Consider the following 20,036-nt stretch of genomic DNA (forward strand, 5'->3'; position numbering starts at 1 on the left):
ATCTCAACTCCCTTGGATGAGTTCGGTGTTCGGGGACAGGTCGAAGGAGGCGCCGGACTCGAAGCGGGCGGCGAGCTCCGTGTGCAGGCGGGCGGCCGTCTCGGGGGGCAGCGGTCCGGGGTTCAGGCCCAGGCGGACCGCGAGGCGGTGCAGGGTGCCGATGGCCCAGGCGGGGTCGGGGCCCCGGTGGAGGCCCAGGCAGGCGGCGGCCGCGAGGAGGTGGGCGTAGCGGTCGGCGAGGACGAAGCCCTGGCGGCCGGCGAGGACCGTGCGGTCCCGTGGGGCGAGGGCCTGGACGCGGGCGGCGAGGTCGGCGAGGGCGTCCGCCAGGAGCCCGGCGAGGCGGGCCAGTTCGGGCCGGTCGCCGGCGGCCGCCAGCTCGCGGGCCGCGGCGGGCAGCACGGCGGCCAGGGTGTCGCGGCCGCGGGAGTTCAGCTCCAGCCGGTCGAAGTCCAGTGCGGGCAGGTCGGCCGCGGCGTCGAAGAGGGCCGCCGGGGGCAGCTCGCCGGCGCCCCAGGAGCGGGCGGCGAGGCGCGGCAGCTGGGGCAGGATCGTGGCCTGGCAGACGGCGCTGCCCGCGTGGGCGAGGGCGACGACGGGGAGGTCCCGGGCCATCTTCTGGAAGAGGGCGTACGGGCCTTCGCGGACGTAGCTGCGGGCGCCGAGCAGCACCGACAGCCGGTAGCTGGAGTCCTGGAGGAGGCGCGGGACGAGGTACTTCACGGCCGCCGAGTGGACGCTGGTCTGCTCCGGCATCAGGTGCAGGGAGCGGGCCACGGTGGTGGCGAGGGCGTCGCAGACCTGGAGGTCGAGGAAGGCGTCGGTGAGGGTGGCCCGGGCGTGCGGGAGTTCGGCGACGGGGCGCCCGTACAGGCGGCGCTCGCGGGCGAAGCCGAGGACGGTGCGCAGCTGGGTGTCGCCGACGCCGACGACCATCGACGGCAGGACGCTGCGGGTGACCTGGAAGGCGCGCAGGACGGTTTCCATCGCGGCGCCCTCCTCGCCGAGCAGGGCGTCGGCGGGGACCGGGTGGTCGTCGAAGGAGATCCCGCCGAGGAGACAGCCCCGGACGCCGGAGGTGGGGTAGCGGCCGGAGCGGTCGATGCGGGGGGTGTCGTCGAGGCCGACGAGGAGGTGGGAGTGGCTGCGGCTGCCGGGGCGGTCGTTGGTGCGGGCGAAGACGACGGCGGCCTCGGCCCGGGAGACGTTGTTGACCAGCTGCTTGCCGCCGGTCAGGCGGTAGCCGCCGGGGCGGGCCGGGTCCGGGGTGGCGGTCAGCGCGATGCGGGAGAAGTCGCTGCCGTGGGCGAGTTCGGTGTAGGCGGCGACGATCCGGCCGCCGGACAGCAGCAGGTCGGCGGCGCGGCGCTGCTGTTCGGGGCTGCCGGAGGCCCAGATGGGCAGTCCGGCGATGAAGCTGGTGACGCCGTAGCCGATGCCGAGGGCACAGTCGCGGCGGAAGACGGTCCGCATGAGGCGGGCGAACTCGTCGGCGCGGGTGAACCGGCCGCCGAGGGCCCGCGGCACGAACTCGGCGTTCAGGCCGAACGCGGCCAGGGCCTCCTCGCCCGCGGCGAGCAGTTCGCCGCGTTCGTCCGCGGCCAGGACGGCGGCGGCGCCGAGCGGGTTGGCGGGGTCGTCGGCGTCCCCGAGCAGGAGGGCGAGCTCCCGGAACCGGGCCGGGGCCGGGGCCGGCGCCTCGGCAGGGGCCTGCACGTCGGCCCGGACCGCAGGGGCCACGGCCGGGGCCGCGGGCACGGGTGCGTGCGGCGCCGGAAGGCCGGCGCAGGCCGGGGGGCGGGGCCGGGTGGCCGGTGACGGGGCTTCGGCGTAGGCGGTCATGGGGTCTCCTCCTTCTCGGGCGTGGAGCCCTCGGCCAGCGGGCAGGGCAGCAGCGAGAAGAGCAGGTGCTCGGTGTGCTGGGCGTGCAGGGCGGGGAGCAGCCGGTCGAGGGCGGGGCCGTCGGCGTCGTCGAGGTCGGGGGCCGGGTCGAGCTTGCGCAGCAGGCGGGTGAGTACGGCCTCCAGCCAGGCGGCGTCCGTCCACAGCGGGCCGTTCGCGAACGGCAGGTCGCGGTTGCGGAGGTACAGGTGCAGGCTCGCGGCGGCCGCGTAGAGGACGGCGTAGCGGCCCGCGAGGTCGAAGGCGCCGACCGGGACGTCCCGTGCCGAGGGCCGCTGGGCGGCCATCTCCTCGTGGAGGGCGTCGGCGAGGGCGTGCAGCCGGGCGCCGAGAGCGGCCGCGCCGCGCGGTACCAGGCCGGCGTCGGCGAGGCCGGTCAGCTCGGCTGCGGCGGCCGGGAGGGCCTGGACGACGCTGGAGCCGGAGCGGGAGTAGAGCGCGAGGCGGGCCGGGTCCAGGGCGGGGACCGGGGCGTCGAGACGGGCCGAGGCGGTGAGGCCCGCGGTGTCGGCGAGGCCCTTGCGGTAGGCGCGGGCCAGCACCGGGAACTGGTTGATCAGGGAGTTGAGGTTGACGACCGTACTGCCGTCGAAGATGCCGACGATGCGGTGGTCGCGCTCCAGCTTCTGGAAGGCGCCGTCCGCGTGCGCGTCGACCAGCATGGCGCGGGCGCCGAGGAGTCCGCGCAGGTCGGCGATGGTGCGGTCGGCGGAGGTGGGGACGAAGTACTTGACGGCGGCCGATACGACGCTCTGCTCGCCGGTCAGGGTGTGGATGCCGCGGGTGGCGACCAGGGCGGCCGCTTCGGCGGCGAGGAGGTCGGCGTACGCCTCGGCGAGGGTGCGGGCGGCGTGCGGGACGCCGGCGAGGGGGCGGCCGTACAGCCGGTGGGCGGTGGCGAAGTCGAGCGCGAGGCGCAGGGCGTGGTCGGTCATGCCGAGGGACATGGCGGAGCACAGGGTGCGGGTGATCTGGAAGCCCTTGAGGACGACTTCGAGGCCCTCGCCCTCGGCCCCGACGCGGGCGCCGGCGGGGACGGTGGCGCCGCGGAAGGCGATGCCGCTGATGTCGGCGCCGCGTACGCCCTGGGTGGGGACGGGGGGCAGCGGGTGCCAGGTGCCGTCCGCCAGGGCCGCCTTGTCGACGAGGAGGGTGGTGAACCCGCGGGTGCCGCCGGACGCGGCGGTGCGGGCGAGGACGGTGAGCGCGTGGGCGCGGGTGGCGTTGTTGATGAGCCACTTCTCGCCGGTGAGGCGGTAGCCGCCGTCGGGCGTGGGTTCGGCGGCGAGTTCTCCGGCCAGCAGGTCGCTGCCGTGGGCCTGTTCGGTCACGGCGAGGGAGACGATGTCGCCGGCGGCGACGCGGGCGCCGAGGGCGGCGGCCTGTTCGGGGGTGCCGGCGACCCAGACGGAGACGGCGCCGAGGTAGGTCTTGGTGTGGGCGAGGGCCACGGTGAAGTCGCGGCGGCCCAGGATCCGGATGATCTGGAGGAGCTCGTCGGCGGCGGTGAGGGCGCCGCCGTGCTCGGCGGGCACGAACCAGCGGGGCAGGCCGAGTGCGTCGAGGTGCCGGCAGGCGTCGGCGGGGAAGGCCTCGGCGCGGTCGAGCGCGGCGCCGCGGGCGGCGGAGAGCGGTCCGGCGGGGTCGCGGGGATCGCCGAGGGCCCGCTCCAGCCGGACGCTGAGCCGGTACGGGTCCCAGGGCCGGCCCGGGTCGGCGGGCGGCTCGGGGGTGAGGGCGCCCGCGATCGGCGCCGGGGTCGCCGCGGTCATCGGGCACCACCCGCCGCGGGCGCGGGCGCGGCCTCGGGTGCAGGACCGGGCGGGGGCGGGGGCGAGGGCACGGCCGTGGGCGGCGAAGCAAGCGCGGACGCAGGCGCGGGCACGGACGCAGACCCGGGCGCGAGCGCAGGACTGGGCGCAGGCGCAGGACTGGGCGCAGGCGCAGGACTGGGCGCAGGCGCAGGACTGGGCGCAGGCGCAGACCCGGGCGCGGACGCGGGTGCAGGCGCAGACCCGGGCGCGGACGCGGGTGCAGGCGCAGACCCGGGCGCGGACGCGGGACCGGGCACAGACCCGGGCGCGGACGCGGGACCGGGCACAGACCCGGGCGCGGACGCGGGACCGGGCACAGACCCGGGCGCGGACGCGGGACCGGGCACAGACCCGGGCGCGGACGCGGGACCGGGCGGGGCCGCGGGCGCGGACGCGGGACCGGGCGGGGCCGCGGGCGCGGACGCGGGACCGGGCGGGGCCGCGGGCGCGGACGCGGGACCGGGCGGGGCCGCGGGTTGGAGCAGGGTCGTGAGTTCCGGGGCGAGGTCCGCGTGGGTCGGGTGGAGGGCGCCGCGGAGGAACAGGTCGCGCATGGCGGCGCGTTGGATCTTGCCGCTGGTGGTGCGGCGGATGCGGCTCACCTTGACCAGGGCGAAGCCGCCGACGCGCAGGCCCAGGCGGCGGCTGAGGGCGCTGCGGCTGCGGCGGGCGAGGGCCGAGAGGTCGTCCTCGGACAGGCCGCGGGTCCGGGTCTCCTGGATCACCACGATCTCCTCGTGGGGGCCGGCGCGGACGGAGAAGACCGCGCTGGGGAAGTCCGCGAAGGCCGGGTCCAGCTCGCGGACCTCGCGTTCGATGTCGTGCGGGTAGAGGTTCTTCCCGTGCACGATGATCATTTCCTTGATCCGGCCGGTGACGTACAGGTGGCCGTCGAGGAGCGCGCCCAGGTCCCCGGTCCGCAGGAATCCCGCCTCGCCCTCCGCCGTGGCCGCCCCGAAGGTGAGGGCTGTCTCCACGGGGCGGTTCCAGTAGCCCGAGGCCACGCTCGCGCCCCGGATCCATATCTCGCCCACCTCTCCGGGGGCCCGTTCGGCGCGGGTCCGCGGGTCGACGACGCGGACGTCCAGGTCGCGTACGACACCACTGCTCACCAGCGCCTGCCCGCCCCCTTCGACGAGGGCCCCGGACTCGGCGGAGGCGCGCAGCACGCGCGGCGCCTCGTCGGCCGGGGTGCCCGAGACGTACAGGGTGGATTCGGCGAGGCCGTAGCCGGGGAGCAGGGCCTCGGGGCGGAAGCCGTGCGGGGCGAAGCGCTCCGCGAAGAGGTCCAGCGTGGCGGCGTGGATCGGCTCGGCGCCGTTGCAGGCGTAGCGCCAGCGGGACAGGTCCAGGCCCCGCGTCTGCTCCGGCGTCAGGCGGCGCGCGCACAGGTCGTAGGCGAAGTTCGGCGCGCAGGAGATCTCGGCGCGGTGCCGGTCGATGAGCCGGAGCCAGCTGACGGGGCGCTTGAGGAAGTCGGAGGCGGGCATGAGGACCGCCGTCCCGCCGAGGTACAGCGGGGTGAGCATCATCGCGATGAGGCCCATGTCGTGGTAGGCCGGGAGCCAGCTGCACCAGGTCATGTCCGCGGTCCAGCCGTGACTGCGGCGCATCAGGCCGATGTTGTGCACCAGCGCCCCGTGCGGGACGGTGACGCCCTTCGGCTCGCTGGTGGAGCCGGAGGTGTACTGGAGGAAGGCCGTGTCGTTCCCGTCGACCGGGACGGGGCGCCAGGCCTCCGGGTCGCCGGCCCGCTCCGCCTCCTCCACGGACGCCGCCGTCAGCGGGGCGAGCGCGCCGTCGGCGAGCCACTCCCGCACGGCGGGCAGGGTCTGCGCGTCGGTCAGTACGAGGACGGCGGCGCAGTCCCGGGCGATCCCGGTGGTACGGGCGACCTGGTGGGCGTAGCCGCCGGGGGCGGGCACCGGGACAGGCACCACGCCGGCGTACAGGCAGCCGAGGAAGGCGCGCAGGAAGCCGGTACCGGGGAGGAAGGACAGCAGCACCCGCTCGCCGGGGGCGGCCCGGGTGCCCAGCCAGTCGGCGGTGGCGCTGGCGGCCCGGTCCAGGGCGGCGTAGTCGAGCTCCTCCTCCGTCGTACCGGCGCAGTAGCGGACGGCGCTCTTGGCGGGCGCGGCCGCGGCGTTCCCGCGCAGCTCTTGGACGAAACTCACGAAGCCCGACACTCCGAACTCCCCACTGGATACGGCTGGATGAGCACAACCCTGCGGAGAGGCGCTATGCCGCGCCTATACGTGCGGGGGCGGTTCCGGGCACGGCGGAGGGGCCGGGGGGGGCCGGGGGGGGGGGGGCCGGGCCCGCCCCCCTCGGGGGGGGGGGGGGGGGGGGGGGCGGGGGGGCGGCCCCCCCCCCCGGGGGGGGGGGGGGGGGGGGCCCCCCCCCTCGGTGGGCCGGGCGGACGTGTGCGCGTCAGCCGCAGCCTCCCGCATGGCCGTCGTCGACGGAGCGGCCATGCGGGTGCCCCTGGTCCCGGGGAAGGGCCGGGGCGGTCTCGCGGGCGGGGGCCGGGGCCGGGTCCTCGTGCGCCGCGAGCGCGGCGACGAAGGCCGGGAGCCGGTCCAGTCCCCAGTACTTGTCGTAGTGGTCGGTGAAGAAGGGCACTCCGAACACCCCGCCGCGGTGCACCTCCAGCAGGGCGCGCACCCCCGCCTCGCGCAGCTCCGGGTCGTCCGAGGCCCCGGCCAGCTCGTCGCGGTCGAGGCCGAGCTTCGCGCCGAAGGCGCCGATCACCTCGGGGTCGCAGATGTCCAGGCCGCCCTGCCAGCGGGCTCGGGCGGCGAGCGCGATGAACTCGGCCCCCTTGCCGTGCCGTTCGGCGGCGAGGTAGCCGAGGTGCGGCACCTCCCATACGGGCTCGCGGTCGACGGGCCAGCGGAAGACGAGGCCGCGCTCGTCGGCGAGCCGGCGCACGTCCTGCAGGATGTAGCGGTGCTTGGCCTTGGACATCGGGGTGTACGGGAACTCCCCGCCCGCCGCCTGGAGCATCTTCAGGCTCAGCTCGTCGGGCTCGAAGAACGGCACCCATTCGAGCCGGTCGGCGACCTCCCGGTGGCGGTCTTGGAGTTCCCGGTAGGCGAGCCACGAGTAGGGGCTGCGCAGCGAGAAGTAGAACCGCGGCCGGCGCCGGGGGCGCCTGCTCACAGCGAGATCCCGCCGTCCACCTGGAAGACCTGGCCGGTGACGTAGCCGGCCTGTTCGGAGACGAGGAAGGAGACGGTCGCGGCGACGTCCTCGGGGGCACCGAAACGGCCCAGCGCGATGCGCTTCTTCATCTCCTTGCCGGTCTTCTCCGGCAGGACGGAGGTCATGTCGGTGTCGATGAAGCCGGGGGCGACCGCGTTGGCGCGGATGCCGTAGCGGCCCGCCTCCTTGGCGAGGGACCGGGTGAAGCCGATGATCCCGGCCTTGGACGCCGCGTAGTTGGTCTGCCCCGCGTTGCCGGCGACCCCGGCCACCGAGGAGAGGGTGACGACCGAGCCGCCGCCCCGCTTGATCATCGGGAAGACGACGGAGCGGGCCAGGTTGTAGGTGCCGTCGAGGTTGGTGCGGATGACCGCGTCCCACTCCTCGTCGGGCATCAGCACCAGGGGCTTGTCCCGGGTGATGCCGGCGGAGGTGACGGCGGCCCACACCGGTCCCAGCTCGTCCTCGGCGGCGTCGACGAACGCCTGGACCTGGCTGCGCTCGGCGACGTCCACGCGGCGCGACAGGACCCGGCGGCCCAGCTCCCGTACGTCCTTCTCGGCCAGGGCGGCGGCCTCGTCGTCCGAGCGGTAGCAGAAGGCGATGTCGTAGCCGTCGCGGGCGAGGCGGGTGACGACGGCGCGGCCGATGCCGCGGGATCCGCCGGTGACCACCGCGACCCTGCCCTCGTTCGGATTCGGGCTGTCGCTCATGCCGGGACCCCTTCGGGCTGCGGGCGCAGTTCGGTGACGTCGCGCAGGGCGACGACGAAGCTGGCGACGGACAGGATCTGCCGGCCGTCCACGAAGGACTCGCCCGCCAGGATCGCGGTGTCGCCGGCCTGTTTGACCAGGCGCACCTCGTGCTCGATGAGCTGGCCCGGGTAGGCCCGGCCGGAGAACTCGGCTCCGTTGATGGAGCCGGCCAGCTCCACCTTGCCCGCGAGCACGTCGGGGTTGGGGGCGTCCCAGACGGACAGCAGGACCGCGGACTGCGCCCAGGACTCGACGACGAAGGCGGTCGGGTAGGCGTACTCCTCGGGCTGGGCGTCCTGTCCCAGGCGTCCGTAGCAGGGCTCGTTGGCGGAGACCGCCTTGTACGTGGTGATGCGCTCGCCGGGAACGATCTCGGCCACGCGGTCGATCAGCAGGATCGGCGCGCGGTGCGGCATCGTGTTCTTGATCCGGTGGAGGCCGGGGTCGTGCGGAATCACTTCGGTCCCTCGCTTTCGGCGCGGCGATAGCGGAGCCGGAGGTCGGCGACGGGGCCGGTGCCGGAGACGGCCTTGGCCCGTACGTCGAGCTCCTCGGCGGAGGCGGCGCCCTTGACGGGGCCGACGGTGACGGTGGTGGTGACCCGGTCGCCGGGGAAGACCGGCCGGTGGAAGCGGCAGCGGTCCATGGCGACCAGGTCCAGCGGGGCGCCGTGGGCCCACAGCCGGGCGGTGCGGTCGGCGGCTTCGAGCAGGTAGACGCCGGGCTGCACGGGGAACCCCGGGTAGTGGCCCGCGAGTACGGGATCGGCCGGGTCGGCGGTGAAGGCCGTCACGGCGCCGTTCTCGTCGGCGGAGACGAGTTCCAGGACGTCCCCGAGGGCCGTCGCCGGGCTCATGCGGCGGCCGCCTCGGCGAGCTTCGCGTTCAGCAGCTCGAAGGTGCCCTGCAGCGAGGTGATGCCGGTGATCTCGGCCTCGGACATCTTCACGCTGTACTCGCGCTCCAGGCTCACGGTGATCTCGAGCGCCATCAGGGAGTCGACCTCCAGGTCGTCGACGAAGTGCGCGTCGTCGGTGACCTCGGCCGCGTCCAGGTCGAGGACGTCGGCGACGAGCCGGCGCAGCTCCTCCTTGTCGAGGGCCGGGGCGGCGAGGGAACTGGTCTGGGACATGGCGGACATCCATTCGTGGTTGCGGTGGCCGTGGGCACGGGGCGCACTGTGCGGACCGTCCGCCGCGGCCGGGGTGTGGACACGATGGGGGGTGGCTGTGACGTGGAAGAGCAGTCGGCGCACCTGGTAGGAGCGGCGCCGCGCGGCCGTGAGGGCGGCCGCGGAGGTGGCCCGGCCCGGCCGGGCGAGCCGGGTGGACGCCAGGGCCCAGGTCAACTGCGCTCCCCCGCCTGGAGGACGGTGGCTCCGGTCTGGCCGTCGGGGTCGACGGAGGTGACGAGTGCGAGTTCGCCCGGGCGCGCCGCGGTGACGGCCGCGGCCAGCTGGAAGGCGGCGGAGGCGGCGGAGGCGTCGCCGATGAGGCGGCGCAGGCGCACGGCGCGGGCGCCGGTGCGGTCGAAGATCTCGCCGAGGGCGGCCTCCTCGCGGCCGCCGAGGACGCCCCCGCAGTCGGAGGGCACGAGCACGGCAATGTCCTCGGGCCGTACGTCGGCCTCCTTGAGCGCCTCGGCGACGGCCCGGGTGAGGGCCTGGCCCACGCGGTCGGGCTCGCTGAAGGCGGTGAAGCGGGCGGAGCGCAGGGTGGCCAGGACCGGGCGGCCGTAGCGGCCGGCGCGGGCGAGGGATTCGACGAGGAAGAGGGCGCAGCCCTCGCCGAGCGGGCCGGCCGGGCGGTGCGGCCCCCGGCTGTGGTACTCCAGCCAGGCCCGTTCGGCGGAGAACTCCTCGACGGCCCCGGCCAGTACGGCCTCGCAGTGGCCCTGGCGCAGCAGCCGGGAGGCGTAGTTGAGGGCGAGGAGCCCGGTGAGCGCGCCGCCGGAGACGGTGGTGTTGGGGCCGCGCAGCTTGTGCCAGATGGCGCTCTGGCCGGCGGCGCGGTTCATCACCGTGTTGGGGAAGAGCGCGGGGTCCACGTGGAAGGGCTTCTCGGCGGTGAGCGAGGACCGGGTGAACTCCATGATCGACTGGATGCTGCCGTGGCCGGTGCCGAGCACCATGCCGATGTCGTCGGGGCGGTCCTGGGCCAGGCCCGCGCCCGCCGAGTCGAGCAGCATGCCGGCGGTGGTGACGGCGAGGGCGGTGGCCCGGTCCATGGAGCGGGTGCCCTTGCGGCCGAGGGCCTGGCGGATGTCGAAGCCGGGGACGGTGCCCGCGCGGTCGTACGGGCCGGACGCCGGGTCGTCGGCGGTCAGCTCGGTGGTGGCGGGCTCGGCGGCGGCCAGGCCCGCGGCGAACGGCTCGGCGCCGAGGCCGTACGGGGACGCGGCCGACCAGCCCGAGATGACCAGGGTGGCGGTGGGGGAAGTCATGACTCGCTCCTCACGGGGGTGGCGGAGCCCCAGGCCCCGGCGGCGGCGTGGAGTTCGGCACCGTCCACGCCGATGGTGTTGCCGCTGATCCAGGAGGACTCGGTACGGGAGAGCAGCGCGACCGCGTCGGCCACGTCATCGGGGCGGGTCAGCCGGCCGTGCGGGTTGTTCTGCGCCGCCCGGGCCACGTACACGGCGTGTTCGGGGATGCGCTCCAGGGCGGGGGTGACGGTGACCCCGGCCCGGATGGCGTTCACCGCGACGCCCTGGGGGGCGAGTTCGCAGGCGAGCTGGCGTACGTGGGCCTCCAGCGCGACCTTCGCGGCGGAGACGGCGCCGTAGCTGGGCAGGGCCTGCGAGGTGCCGGCGCTGGTCATCGCGTAGACCTTGGAGCCGGCGCGCAGCAGTCCGGCGGCGGCCAGGTCCTGGGTCCAGTAGACGAGGCTGTGCGCCATGACGTCGAGGGTCATCTCCAGCTGGCGGTGGCTGATGGGCTTGTCCCAGCCCTCGCGCGGCAGGAAGGGCACCAGGGTGCCGAAGGCGAGGGAGTGGACGAGGATCCGCACGCCGCCGGTGTCGGCGGTCAGCTCCCGGACGGCGGCGACGAGTCCCGCGCGGGCGGTGCGGTTGGCCGCGTTGGCGTTGTGGAAGCGCACCTCGACGCCCTGCGCGGCGATGTCCCGGGCCAGCCGGTCCACCTCGGCCTGGCGGGCGGCGGTGTCGAAGTGGACGCCGAAGACGTTGACGCCCTCGCTCGCGAGGCCCAGGGCGACGGCCCGGCCGATGCCGCTGGAGGCGCCGAGGACCACGCACCAGCTGCCTTCTAGTGACTTCAGCATCAGTTCTTCTCCCGTGGATGGGGCGGGTTCGGGGCGGCCTGCGCGCCGTGCGGCGGGTGCGGGCGGGCGCGCAGCAGTGCGAGCGCCACGTGGCCGCGGGCGCCGGCGGTGACCAGGAGGCGGTCGCCGGGCGGTCCGGTCAGCAGGTCGGCGAGGCGGACGGCGGCGGTCAGGGTGCCCGCGCCGAGCGCCGCGGCCCCGGCCGCCGGCCGGCGCATCGCGGCGTCCACGGCGGCCCGGACCTGGGCGGCGACCGCCGAGTCGTCGAGTACGTAGTGCACTTCGGGCGCCTCGGGGGCCCAGCCGTGGAGCAGCCGGTCCAGGGTGGAGCCGACCAGGGCGGTCAGCCGGGCCCGGCCCGCCTCCGTCTCCAGGGTGCGCGGCGGGACGAAGAGGGATCCGGCACGGCAGGTGCCGAGCACCCGGGCCCCGCGCGCCTCGGCGGCGGCCTGCCGCTCCAGGACGAGGGCGACGGCGCCCTGCTCCCCTGGCTCGCCCGCGGCCTTGGGCAGCCGGTGCTCGGCCGCGCCGATGAACAGGGAGTCGCAGCGGCCCGCGTACAGCGCGCGGGCGCCCGCCTCGACGGCCTCCAGGGCGGCGGTGCCCGGTGAGGCCAGGGTCAGCGCGAAGCCCTTGAGTCCGTGCTCGGCGGCGAGCCGGGCACCGAGCACGCTCACCGCGAAGTAGGGGGCGGTGGCCGGGGAGAGGCCGGCCGCGCCGCCCTCCAGGGCCACCTGGCGGTCCATCCGGTCGAAGAGCCCGGCGAGCGCCCCGTTGAGGGCGAGTACGGAGCCCCGCCGGTCCTCGGGGACCGCGTCGAGGCCGCTTCCGCCGGCGGCCGCCTCGCGGGCGGCCGCCAGCAGGTACTGGGCGGCGGCGGGCAGGTACTTGTAGCCGCGCGGCCCGAGGCGGCTGCGGTAGTCGAACCAGTCCTCGGGCGGGCCGTCGCCGGGGCCGTCCGCGCCGTCGGGGGACGGCGGCAGGACCACCGAGGCGCCGGTGACGGCGAGGGCGGGTGTCACGTCGGTGGTGTCGGACGTCATGCCGCCGCTCCTTCCTTGCGCGTCGCCCGTTCGAGGTCCTCGAGTACGAGCGAGGAGTTGCTGCCGCCGAAGCCGTACGCGTTGACGAGCACCCGGCGGCGGTCCTCGGGCAGCCGCACCGGCTGGTCCTGCGGCAGCCACACCGCGCACTCCGGGTCCTGCCGCTCCAGGCGGATGTTGCGGGGGACCCGGCCGTGGCGGAGCACCAGGGCGCCGGCGACGGCGCCCAGGGCGGCGGAGGCCCCACCGGTGTGGCCGAGGAGCGCCTTCAGGCTGTAGAGCGGCACCTCGCGGACGCGGCGGCCCAGCAGGTGGTGCAGGGCGCGGCTCTCCACCTCGTCGTTGAGGCGGGTTCCGGTGCCGTGCGGGATGACGCAGCCGATGCCGTGCGCGCCGGCCTCCCCGCCGACCGCCTCGCGCATCGCGCGGACGATCTGCTCCCCGTCGGCGTGCGGCGCGGTGGGGTGGCCCGCGTCGCAGCTCCAGCCGACGCCGGACAGCCGCAGCGGCCGGGGGGTCCTGCGTCCGACGGCGCGCTTGCGGGCGTGGGAGAGGGACTCGACGACGAGCATCCCCGCGCCCTCGGCGAAGACCGTGCCCGCCCGCGCCTTCTCGAACGGGCGGCAGCGCACCGGGTCGACGGCGCCGAGCCGGTTGAAGCAGCCGAGCGCGACCCGGGAGTACGCGTCGGAGCCGCCGGCCAGCACCACGTCGGCCTCGCCGGCGCGCACCATGTCCACGGCCATGCCGAGCGCGTAGCCGCCGGCCGAGCAGGCGGTGGCCACGTCGTGCGCGGCGCCGATGACGCCCAGCTCCTCGGCGAGGGCGGCGGCCAGCCGGAACGGCGGGGTCCAGCCGCCGTCGCCCCGGCCCCGCTCGTTCGTGCCGGGCTCGCCCATGCAGCTGCCGACGACGACGGCGGTGCGGGTGTGGGGGGACACCGCGAGCCGTGCCTCGGAGAGCGCTTCACGGGCCGCCCTGACGGCGAACCGGGTGGCCCGGGCCGCCGTGAGGTCGGGGTCGGGGACCAGGTTCATCAGCGGCAGGTCCATCTCGGCGAGCGGGTCCGCCGGCCGGTCCGGCAGGCGGGTCCCGGCCGCCGTCATGGCCCGCCACAGGGCAGCCGTACCCCCGCCGTGGCAGGTGACGGCGCCGAGCCCGGTGACCACGACCTCCTCGGTCATGCCTGCTTGCCCTCCAGCGCCGCGTTCATGCGGTCGTCGAAGGGGACCAGGCTCCAGTCGGCGCGGTTCTCGATGACCGCGTAGCCGTGGGTGATCTGGCCGGTGGCCGTGTGCAGCAGCTCGCCGTCGCGGACCACGTAGGTGTCCATGCGGGAGTCGTAGGTGAAGCCCTTGAAGACGTTCTCGACGGTGATGACGACGTACAGGTCCTCCTCCATCCGCGCCTCGTCCAGGACGGTGATCCGCGAGTGCGGGACGACGGGGATCCAGTTCTGCTCGTCCAGCAGGGTCTTGATGGAGACGCCGCGGGAGGCGACGAGCTGGTCCTTGGCCTCCTCCATCAGGCGCAGGTAGCCGGACATCTGGATGCGCTCGGTGAAGTGGCAGTACCAGTACGGGATGCGGAACTTCCAGGCGAAGGCGTTGCGGCCGGCCGTGAGCTCCTTGGTGAGGTCGTCGGCGTCGAGGTTGACCTCGGGGACCTCGGTCTTCCAGGCCGGGGCGGCGTGCAGCTTGTCGACGGCGTACGGGGCGAGGGCCGCGGTGGCGGGCTGCTCGCCGCCGCCGCGCGGGTCGAAGCGCAGCTGGACGCGGACGGTGGAGGTGACGGCCTTCAGGAGGGTCTCGCGCTGCACGTGCAGGGTGACCGCGAGGAGGATCTCGCCGTCCTTGGCCTTGCGGTGCGGCTTGACCTCGGCGACGGCGACGTCGTCGATGTGGAAGGCGTGCAGGATGCGGGTGTCGATGTCGACGATGTCGGTGCACAGCCCGTACGTCTCGTAGACGGTGCCGGGCAGCAGGCCGGACTGCCGCAGGTGGTTGAGTACGGCTTCCTCGACCAGGTAGTTGACGTGCTTGAAGCCGATCCAGGTGCAGATGTTGGAGCCCTCGTAGCGGGGGCGGATCTCCAGGGTGGACGGGGTCGACAGGGTCAGGGTCTCGGTCACGTCAGCTCCGGTGCGGGCGGGATGGGGTCTGGGCAAGGGCGAGGGCGGGATGGCGTCCGGGGGCCGGCTCGCCGGTGATGAAGGCGTTGACGGCGGCGGCGAAGAGCTCGGGCTGCTCGGCCATCGGGAAGTGGCCGCTGTCCCCGAAGACGTGGACCTCGGCGTCGGGCAGGGCCCCGGCGAGGCCGCGGGCGTCGCCGGGCGGCGCCGCGAAGTCGTGCTCCCCGGCGATCACGAGGACGGGCCGGGCGAGGGCCGAGGTGTCCACGAAGGGGCTGCGCAGGTAGGAGTCGAAGAACCGCATCCAGCCGTACGGGCCGATGCGCTCGCGCATGCGCAGGGCCATCAGCTCGCGCAGGTCCTCGGGCAGCCGGCCGTCGGAGCTGATCCGCAGGCCCTCGTCGAGGATCCGGTGGAAGCCGTTGAGGTAGTACTGGGCCGTCTCGAAGTCGAAGTCGGCGGGGTCCCGGCGGTGGAAGGGCGCGACCAGGACGGCCTTGTCCGGGCCGGTGCCGGGCTCGGCGGCGGCGAGCAGTTCCAGCGTGGCGTTGGCCGCGAAGGAGTGGGCGATGACGACGTCGGGTCCGCCGGGCACCTCCGCGAGGGCCTCGCGGACCCAGGGCACCGGGTCGGGGTGGTGGCTCCAACCGTGCGTGCCGACGGCGGAGGCCGCCCAGGGCAGTTCGGCCTCCCAGATCTCCAGGGAGGGGTGGGCGAGGGCGTTGAACCGGCGCCAGACCTCGGTGGTGCCGGCCAGGCCGTGCAGGGTGAGCACCCGCAGGGGTGCCGGGTCCCCTGCGGCGGCCCGGCGCAGCCGGACCCCGGTGGTCGCTGTCATCGCACGGTCCCGGCGGCCTCGGCGGTCTCGGCAGTCCCGGCGGCCCCGGCGGTCCCGGCGACCTCGGAGACCTCGGCGGCCTCGGCGGCCTCGGCGGCTTGGGCAGCCTCGGAAGGAACGTTTCCTCGCTTGGCTGCCACCGGCGCGACCACCAGCGCGGCCGCCGCGTCGTCCCCGCCCGCGTCCCCGGTACCGGCCGTGGCGAGCACGACGCGCGCTCCGGCTCCGGCCCCCGACAGCCACGCGGTGGCGGCCACCGCCTGGAGCACGCCCAGCGCCCCGGAGGACGGTCCGAGCAGGTCCGACAGGTCGTGCACGGGGGCTCCCCCGACACCGTTGCCGAGCGCCGGCGCGGGTGCCTTGATGCCCTCGGGGTGCTGCGGTACGCACCACAGCCCGATCTCCCTCGGGTCCCGCTCCCGTACGCCGGCCACGGCCGCGGCGTGCGTGGCGCGCCGCGCGTACGGGCCGATCTCGGCGAGCGGGCGCACCCCGCGCGCCTCGGCGGAGGCCGCGGACTCCAGTACCAGGGCGGCGGCCCCGTCGAAGAACACGCTCTGCTCGGGGAGCAGGTGGCGCACCGCGGGGTTGTCCGGCTCGACGCCCACGACCAGCGCCCGCTCCACCCGGCCGGCGGCGATGAGCAGCCGGGCCCAGTGGACGGCGTCCAGTCCGGAGGTCGGTCCGTTGCACAGGGTCAGGTTGGCGCCGCGCAGCCCGTGGGTGATGGCGATCCAGGAGGCGACGACGTTGCTGGAGGTGGCGGGCAGCATCATCGGACTGGTGGCGACGTAGGTGTCGCGGGCGATCGTGGCGACCGTCTCGCAGACCGTGTCCACGTTGCCGTAGTTGGTGCTGACCACGCAGCCGACGGAGGCGCCGGGCACCGTGGGGGAACCGTCGGCGGCGATCAGCGCGGCCTCGGCGAGGGCCTCGCGGGCCGCCACCATGCCGAGCTTGGTCGCGCGGTCCTTGTAGCGCAGGCCGCGGCCCTTGAGCCGGGCGACCGGATCGGAGCCCCCGCCGACAGGCCGTGGCGCGAGCAGGTCGGCGGGGGTGGCGGGGCCGTCCAGGGCGATGCCGAGCCCGGTGACGACCGTCCCCGTCCGTACGGTGTCGGTGCCGCTCACGGCCGACCTCCTTCGAGGCTCTCGACGACGGCGACGGCATTGAGTCCGCCGAAGCCGAACGAGTTGATCTGGGCCAGCCGCAGCGGCTCGTCCGGGCGCAGCGCGGCGGTGCCGCGGATCATCCGGAAGTCGCCCACCGAGTCGACCGGGTGGTCGAGCCCGAGGATCGGCGGGACGCCGCCGCGGCGCATGACGTCCACGGCCGCGACCAGGCTGTGCAGCCCGGAGGCGCCGGCGGTGTGGCCGGTCATGCACTTGATGGCGGTCATGTACGGGGAGGGGCTGACGCCCGCGAACACCGAGCCCAGCGCGTCCAGTTCGGCCTCGTCGTTGAGCGGGGTGCCCGTGCCGTGCAGCATCAGCAGGTCGATGTCGGCGGGGGCGACCCCGGCCCGGCGGTGGGCGTCGCGTACGGCGGAGGCGATGTTCTTGGCCTCCGGCGCGGAGGGGTGGTGGGCGTCGCAGTTGACGGCGACGGAACGCACCCGGACGTGGGCGCGCCCGGCGGGTCCGGGCCCGTCGGCCTCGCGGCGCAGGACGACGGCCACCGCGCCCTCGCCCTGGAGCATGCCGCGCCGGTCCTTGTCGAACGGGCGGACCCGGTCGGGCGCTTCGGGGTAGCAGCGGTCGAGCAGCCCGTAGGTGGACTCCGAGATGGTGTCCACGCCCGCCACCACCACGGTGTCGGCGGCGCCGAGGTCGAGCAGGTCGGCGCCCAGCCCGAGGGCGTACAGCGAAGCGGAGCAGGCGTTGGCGACGGTGTGCGTGTCGGCGGCGTTGAAGCGCTCCCGCAGCATCGTGCCGAAGTGCAGGTCGCGGGGATCGAAGGGGGCCCCGTCGCGCCAGGACAGCTCGACCGAGCGCAGTTCGCGCAGGGTGGTGCCGACCAGCACGGGGATCCCCGCGAGGTCCTCGCCGAGACCGGCGTCGGCGACCGCGGCGGCGACCGCCTGCTCCAGCCAGCGGGTGGCGCGCAGGGGCTCGTCCACGCCGGGGGCCGGCCGGTCGTCTATCTCGTAGGCGACCTGGGCGCGGAACCGGGTGGGGTCGTAGCCGCGCAGCGGGGCGAGGCCGCTGCGGCCGGCGACGAGGGAGTCGTAGATCTCCTCCACGGAGCCGCCGATGCTGGCGACGGCGCCCATTCCGGTGACGATCCAGCTCATACGGCGATCAGCTCCCCGGTGCGGACGCCGCCGACGCGGCGCTCGGGGCGGTACTTCGCGAGGATCACGACGGCGTTGTTGCCGCCGAAGGCGAGGGCGTTGTTCTGGACGATGTCGAGGTCGGCCTCGACCGCGTGGTTGGGCACGCAGTCCACGCCGCACTCGGGGTCCGTCTCGACGTGGTTGATCGTCGGCGGGATGAAGCCCTCGGTGAGCGCGATCGAGCAGGCGGCGAGGGCGACGGCGCTCGCCGCGCCCATGCTGTGGCCGATCATCGACTTGATGGACACGGTGCGGGGCATCGCCTCGGCGCCGAAGACCTGCCGGATGGCGCCGGCCTCGGTGATGTCGTTGGCGTTGGTGCCCGTGCCGTGCGCGGAGACGAAGTCGATCTGGTCGGGGCTCACGCCCGCGTTGCGGTGGGCGATCGCGATGGTTCGGGCGATGCTGTCGCGGTCCGGGGCGACGGGGTGCAGCGCGTCGCAGGCCAGGCCGTAGCCGAGCACCTCGGCGTAGATGCGGGCGCCGCGGGCGAGCGCCGACTCCAGGCTCTCCAGGACGAGGATGCCGGAGCCCTCGCCGGTGAGGATGCCCTTGCGGTCCTTGTCGAACGGCTGGCAGACCTCGGGGGCGATGGTGCCGAGCCGGTAGAAGCCGGTGAAGGTCTTGCGGCACAGCGCGTCGGCGCCGCCGACCAGGGCGATGTCCACGTCCCCGCTGCGCAGGGCGTCGTACCCGTAGCCGACCGCGTAGTTGCCGGCCGCGCAGGCGGTGGGTATGGAGACGGCCTCGACGTCCTCCAGGGCGAACTCGCGGACGATGCCGGAGGAGAGCCGGCCCGCGGGGATGCGCGCGGCGACCACCGGGTCGTAGCCGTCGGGGCCGCTGCCGAGGCTGCCCTCGACGAGCTGGTCGAGGTCCCTCGACTCGCCGTCGGTGGTGCCGACGGAGACGAGGGACCGGCGGGCCCGGACGTCCTCGACGGTCAGGCCCGCGTCCGCCACGGCCATCCGCGCGGCGGCCACCGAGAACTGGCTGGCCCGGCCGAGGTCCTCGGGGGCGACGCGGTGGATCCACTGCGCCGGATCGAAGTCGACGACCTCGCAGGCGTTCGCGTAAGCGAAGCCCTCGGTGTCGAAGGCGGTGATCGGCTTGACTCCGCCGCGCCCTTCCCGCAGGCCTGCGGCGAACGCCTCGATGCCGATCCCGATGCTGGTCACCACGCCGAGCCCGGTGACGACCACCCGGCGCGGGGCGACGCCCGGACTTGGCTGAACTGTGCTCATGGCTCACCCTCTGGCTCTCTCGGGGCGGCGCCGGGGCCGGCACCGCCGTCCGCTGCACGCGGTGGTCGCGGTGCCTGATCAGGCGGCGAGGGCCTCGGAGACGACGGCGTAGACGCCGACGAGGTTGACCATGCGGGCCAGCTCGGCCTGGTCGATGGTGACGTGCTGGGTCCGCTCGAGGGCGGCGAGGATCTCGATCGCGCGGAGCGAGTCCGCGTCGTGGTCCTCCTTGAACAGGCTGACCTCGGTGACCTCGTCCTCGTCGATCTCGAGGATGTCGCAGACGATCTCCTTGATCTCCTGCTTGCGCTCGGCGGCCAGCTCGCTCACGACGTTGCTCATTCTCGGCTCCCTCGGAAGGTGTTCGGACGGAGCCGTTCGACTCCCGATCCGTTCGCTGGAGCGATCCTGAGCGTCGGTACTATCGCTTCTCTATACGAGGATCTCCCGCAGGTCCCCGCTGTCGCCTTCGCCGTCCGAGGAGGGTCCGGGCTCGTCGAGCCAGCCGAGTTTGGCGGCGCTCATGCCCGCCTGGAAGCGGCTCTTGGCGCCGAGGCGGCCCATGAGTTCGGCGGTGATGCGCCGGCCGGTGCGCACGGACACGCCGAGCTTGCGGGCGACGACCTCGTCGGTGAGGCCCTCGCCGAGCAGCCGCAGGACGGCCCGCTCCTGGCTGCTGAGCTCCTCGGAGTCGGCGCTGCTGGCGCGCCGGCGCGGGCCCGTGCTGATGGGGACGGCCTTCTCCCACACGAGCTGGAAGAGCTCGCCGAGGCTGGAGAGGATGCCGGGACCGCGGAAGAGGAGGGCGCCGGCCCCCGAATCCTCCGGGTCCATGGGCAGGATGACCACCTCGCCGTCGAAGATGATCATCCGGGTGGGTAAGGAGGCGACGGTACGGACCTCGTTGCCCTGCTCCACGAGCCAGCGGGCGTGCTCCACCGACGGCGGGTCGTTGTAAATGCTGTCGAGGTAGACGGTGCGCATGGACACGCCGCGCTCGATGAGGCTCGCGCCGAGCGGGCGGCTGGACTGGCGGGCGGCCTGGGACTGGCCGCCGCCCGGGGCGAAGGTGAGCAGGCTCTTGCGGCAGGCCATCGAGATTTCCTCGATGCGGTCGCGGATCCGGTCGATCCCCTCGATCCGTTCGACCTCGCTGTGCCGGCGCTGCTGCCGGGAGACGGTGAATTCCTCTATGAGGCGGGCGACTTCCACCCGGGTCTCGGCCATTTGCCGCTGCCGCGACAGGAGATCGGCCTCGTGCTGGGCGAGCAGGGCCTGGAGTCCGAGGTCGGGGCTGATGGCGCGCAGCCGGCCGGGGGTCTCCCAGGAGGGTCTGATGAGGCTGAGCCGGACGCATTCGTCCAGGGCGGCCCGCACCTTGGCGATCGGCCAGTGTAAGTGGTCCACCAGATCCTCTACCGTGCCGCAGGAGTTCAGCAGCAACGTACGGTACAACTCGGTGGCCTCAGCACTCATTCCGATCGGTTCAA

General features: G+C 74.9%; 19 protein-coding genes. All 19 read right to left on the bottom strand.

Annotation, left to right across the window (positions count from 1 at the left end):
- Positions 1-3: 3 nt before the first annotated feature.
- The 19 genes from ACGFYU_RS20675 to ACGFYU_RS20765 all read right to left on the bottom strand — a co-directional run bounded on the left by ACGFYU_RS20675 (position 4) and on the right by ACGFYU_RS20765 (position 19,953).
- Positions 4-1,842 carry an acyl-CoA dehydrogenase family protein gene (locus ACGFYU_RS20675; protein ID WP_393828738.1) on the bottom strand — a complete coding sequence of 613 codons (1,839 nt, stop codon included), beginning with the start codon at positions 1,840-1,842 and terminating at the stop codon, positions 4-6.
- The gene (locus tag ACGFYU_RS20680) at positions 1,839-3,674 is read right to left on the bottom strand and encodes an acyl-CoA dehydrogenase family protein (RefSeq protein WP_393828739.1); all 1,836 of its coding nucleotides are present in this window, start codon (positions 3,672-3,674) and stop codon (positions 1,839-1,841) included. The genes ACGFYU_RS20675 and ACGFYU_RS20680 overlap by 4 nt, the downstream gene beginning before the upstream one ends.
- Complete coding sequence (locus tag ACGFYU_RS20685) at positions 3,671-5,890, bottom strand: fatty acyl-AMP ligase (RefSeq protein WP_393828740.1); 2,220 nt, start codon at positions 5,888-5,890, stop codon at positions 3,671-3,673. The genes ACGFYU_RS20680 and ACGFYU_RS20685 overlap by 4 nt, the downstream gene beginning before the upstream one ends.
- A 256-nt stretch (positions 5,891-6,146) precedes the next feature.
- Complete coding sequence (locus ACGFYU_RS20690) at positions 6,147-6,878, bottom strand: 2-hydroxychromene-2-carboxylate isomerase (RefSeq protein WP_393828741.1); 732 nt, start codon at positions 6,876-6,878, stop codon at positions 6,147-6,149.
- Complete coding sequence (gene fabG / locus ACGFYU_RS20695; RefSeq protein WP_393828742.1) at positions 6,875-7,633, bottom strand: 3-oxoacyl-[acyl-carrier-protein] reductase; 759 nt, start codon at positions 7,631-7,633, stop codon at positions 6,875-6,877. Before fabG ends, ACGFYU_RS20690 begins: the two co-directional genes overlap by 4 nt.
- Entirely contained in the window at positions 7,630-8,133 is a 504-nt protein-coding gene (locus tag ACGFYU_RS20700) for a 3-hydroxyacyl-ACP dehydratase FabZ family protein (protein ID WP_393828743.1), read from the bottom strand. Before ACGFYU_RS20700 ends, fabG begins: the two co-directional genes overlap by 4 nt.
- The gene (locus ACGFYU_RS20705) at positions 8,130-8,531 is read right to left on the bottom strand and encodes a 3-hydroxyacyl-ACP dehydratase FabZ family protein (protein ID WP_393828744.1); all 402 of its coding nucleotides are present in this window, start codon (positions 8,529-8,531) and stop codon (positions 8,130-8,132) included. Before ACGFYU_RS20705 ends, ACGFYU_RS20700 begins: the two co-directional genes overlap by 4 nt.
- On the bottom strand, positions 8,528-9,022 hold the full coding sequence (locus tag ACGFYU_RS20710) for an acyl carrier protein (protein ID WP_393828745.1): 495 nt from the start codon (positions 9,020-9,022) through the stop codon (positions 8,528-8,530). Before ACGFYU_RS20710 ends, ACGFYU_RS20705 begins: the two co-directional genes overlap by 4 nt.
- On the bottom strand, positions 9,019-10,116 hold the full coding sequence (locus ACGFYU_RS20715) for a beta-ketoacyl synthase N-terminal-like domain-containing protein (RefSeq protein ID WP_393828746.1): 1,098 nt from the start codon (positions 10,114-10,116) through the stop codon (positions 9,019-9,021). Before ACGFYU_RS20715 ends, ACGFYU_RS20710 begins: the two co-directional genes overlap by 4 nt.
- A complete protein-coding gene (locus ACGFYU_RS20720; RefSeq protein ID WP_393828747.1) occupies positions 10,113-10,955 on the bottom strand; it encodes an SDR family oxidoreductase in 843 nt (280 codons plus the stop codon). The genes ACGFYU_RS20715 and ACGFYU_RS20720 overlap by 4 nt, the downstream gene beginning before the upstream one ends.
- Positions 10,955-11,998: a beta-ketoacyl synthase N-terminal-like domain-containing protein gene (locus tag ACGFYU_RS20725; RefSeq protein WP_393828748.1), complete on the bottom strand. Its 1,044-nt coding sequence runs from the start codon at positions 11,996-11,998 to the stop codon at positions 10,955-10,957. Before ACGFYU_RS20725 ends, ACGFYU_RS20720 begins: the two co-directional genes overlap by 1 nt.
- A complete protein-coding gene (locus tag ACGFYU_RS20730; RefSeq protein ID WP_393828749.1) occupies positions 11,995-13,182 on the bottom strand; it encodes a beta-ketoacyl-[acyl-carrier-protein] synthase family protein in 1,188 nt (395 codons plus the stop codon). The genes ACGFYU_RS20725 and ACGFYU_RS20730 overlap by 4 nt, the downstream gene beginning before the upstream one ends.
- Positions 13,179-14,129, bottom strand: coding sequence for an acyl-CoA thioesterase (locus tag ACGFYU_RS20735; protein ID WP_393828750.1), 951 nt, complete (start codon positions 14,127-14,129; stop codon positions 13,179-13,181). The genes ACGFYU_RS20730 and ACGFYU_RS20735 overlap by 4 nt, the downstream gene beginning before the upstream one ends.
- Position 14,130: 1 nt before the next feature.
- A complete protein-coding gene (locus ACGFYU_RS20740; protein WP_393828751.1) occupies positions 14,131-14,967 on the bottom strand; it encodes an alpha/beta fold hydrolase in 837 nt (278 codons plus the stop codon).
- Positions 14,964-16,097: a beta-ketoacyl synthase N-terminal-like domain-containing protein gene (locus ACGFYU_RS20745; protein ID WP_393828752.1), complete on the bottom strand. Its 1,134-nt coding sequence runs from the start codon at positions 16,095-16,097 to the stop codon at positions 14,964-14,966. The genes ACGFYU_RS20740 and ACGFYU_RS20745 overlap by 4 nt, the downstream gene beginning before the upstream one ends.
- Complete coding sequence (locus ACGFYU_RS20750; RefSeq protein WP_393828753.1) at positions 16,094-17,260, bottom strand: beta-ketoacyl synthase N-terminal-like domain-containing protein; 1,167 nt, start codon at positions 17,258-17,260, stop codon at positions 16,094-16,096. The genes ACGFYU_RS20745 and ACGFYU_RS20750 overlap by 4 nt, the downstream gene beginning before the upstream one ends.
- On the bottom strand, positions 17,257-18,546 hold the full coding sequence (locus tag ACGFYU_RS20755; RefSeq protein ID WP_393828754.1) for a beta-ketoacyl-[acyl-carrier-protein] synthase family protein: 1,290 nt from the start codon (positions 18,544-18,546) through the stop codon (positions 17,257-17,259). The genes ACGFYU_RS20750 and ACGFYU_RS20755 overlap by 4 nt, the downstream gene beginning before the upstream one ends.
- A 78-nt stretch (positions 18,547-18,624) precedes the next feature.
- Positions 18,625-18,888, bottom strand: a complete 264-nt coding sequence (locus ACGFYU_RS20760) for an acyl carrier protein (protein ID WP_382645567.1) — start codon at positions 18,886-18,888, stop codon at positions 18,625-18,627.
- Positions 18,889-18,978: 90 nt separating this feature from the next.
- Positions 18,979-19,953, bottom strand: coding sequence for a LuxR C-terminal-related transcriptional regulator (locus ACGFYU_RS20765; RefSeq protein ID WP_393828755.1), 975 nt, complete (start codon positions 19,951-19,953; stop codon positions 18,979-18,981).
- Positions 19,954-20,036 lie beyond the last annotated feature (83 nt).

This window comes from Streptomyces sp. NPDC048337, from assembly GCF_043201175.1.
Classification (GTDB): domain Bacteria; phylum Actinomycetota; class Actinomycetes; order Streptomycetales; family Streptomycetaceae; genus Streptomyces.

Coding starts and splice junctions, on each gene's coding strand:
- ACGFYU_RS20675 (WP_393828738.1), bottom strand. CDS start 1,842: ATGACCGCCTACGCCGAAGCCCCGTCACCGGCCACCCGGCCCCGCCCC.
- ACGFYU_RS20680 (WP_393828739.1), bottom strand. CDS start 3,674: ATGACCGCGGCGACCCCGGCGCCGATCGCGGGCGCCCTCACCCCCGAG.
- fabG (WP_393828742.1), bottom strand. CDS start 7,633: ATGAGCGACAGCCCGAATCCGAACGAGGGCAGGGTCGCGGTGGTCACC.
- ACGFYU_RS20705 (WP_393828744.1), bottom strand. CDS start 8,531: ATGAGCCCGGCGACGGCCCTCGGGGACGTCCTGGAACTCGTCTCCGCC.
- ACGFYU_RS20715 (WP_393828746.1), bottom strand. CDS start 10,116: ATGACTTCCCCCACCGCCACCCTGGTCATCTCGGGCTGGTCGGCCGCG.
- ACGFYU_RS20720 (WP_393828747.1), bottom strand. CDS start 10,955: ATGCTGAAGTCACTAGAAGGCAGCTGGTGCGTGGTCCTCGGCGCCTCC.
- ACGFYU_RS20725 (WP_393828748.1), bottom strand. CDS start 11,998: ATGACGTCCGACACCACCGACGTGACACCCGCCCTCGCCGTCACCGGC.
- ACGFYU_RS20730 (WP_393828749.1), bottom strand. CDS start 13,182: ATGACCGAGGAGGTCGTGGTCACCGGGCTCGGCGCCGTCACCTGCCAC.
- ACGFYU_RS20740 (WP_393828751.1), bottom strand. CDS start 14,967: ATGACAGCGACCACCGGGGTCCGGCTGCGCCGGGCCGCCGCAGGGGAC.
- ACGFYU_RS20750 (WP_393828753.1), bottom strand. CDS start 17,260: ATGAGCTGGATCGTCACCGGAATGGGCGCCGTCGCCAGCATCGGCGGC.
- ACGFYU_RS20755 (WP_393828754.1), bottom strand. CDS start 18,546: ATGAGCACAGTTCAGCCAAGTCCGGGCGTCGCCCCGCGCCGGGTGGTC.
- ACGFYU_RS20760 (WP_382645567.1), bottom strand. CDS start 18,888: ATGAGCAACGTCGTGAGCGAGCTGGCCGCCGAGCGCAAGCAGGAGATC.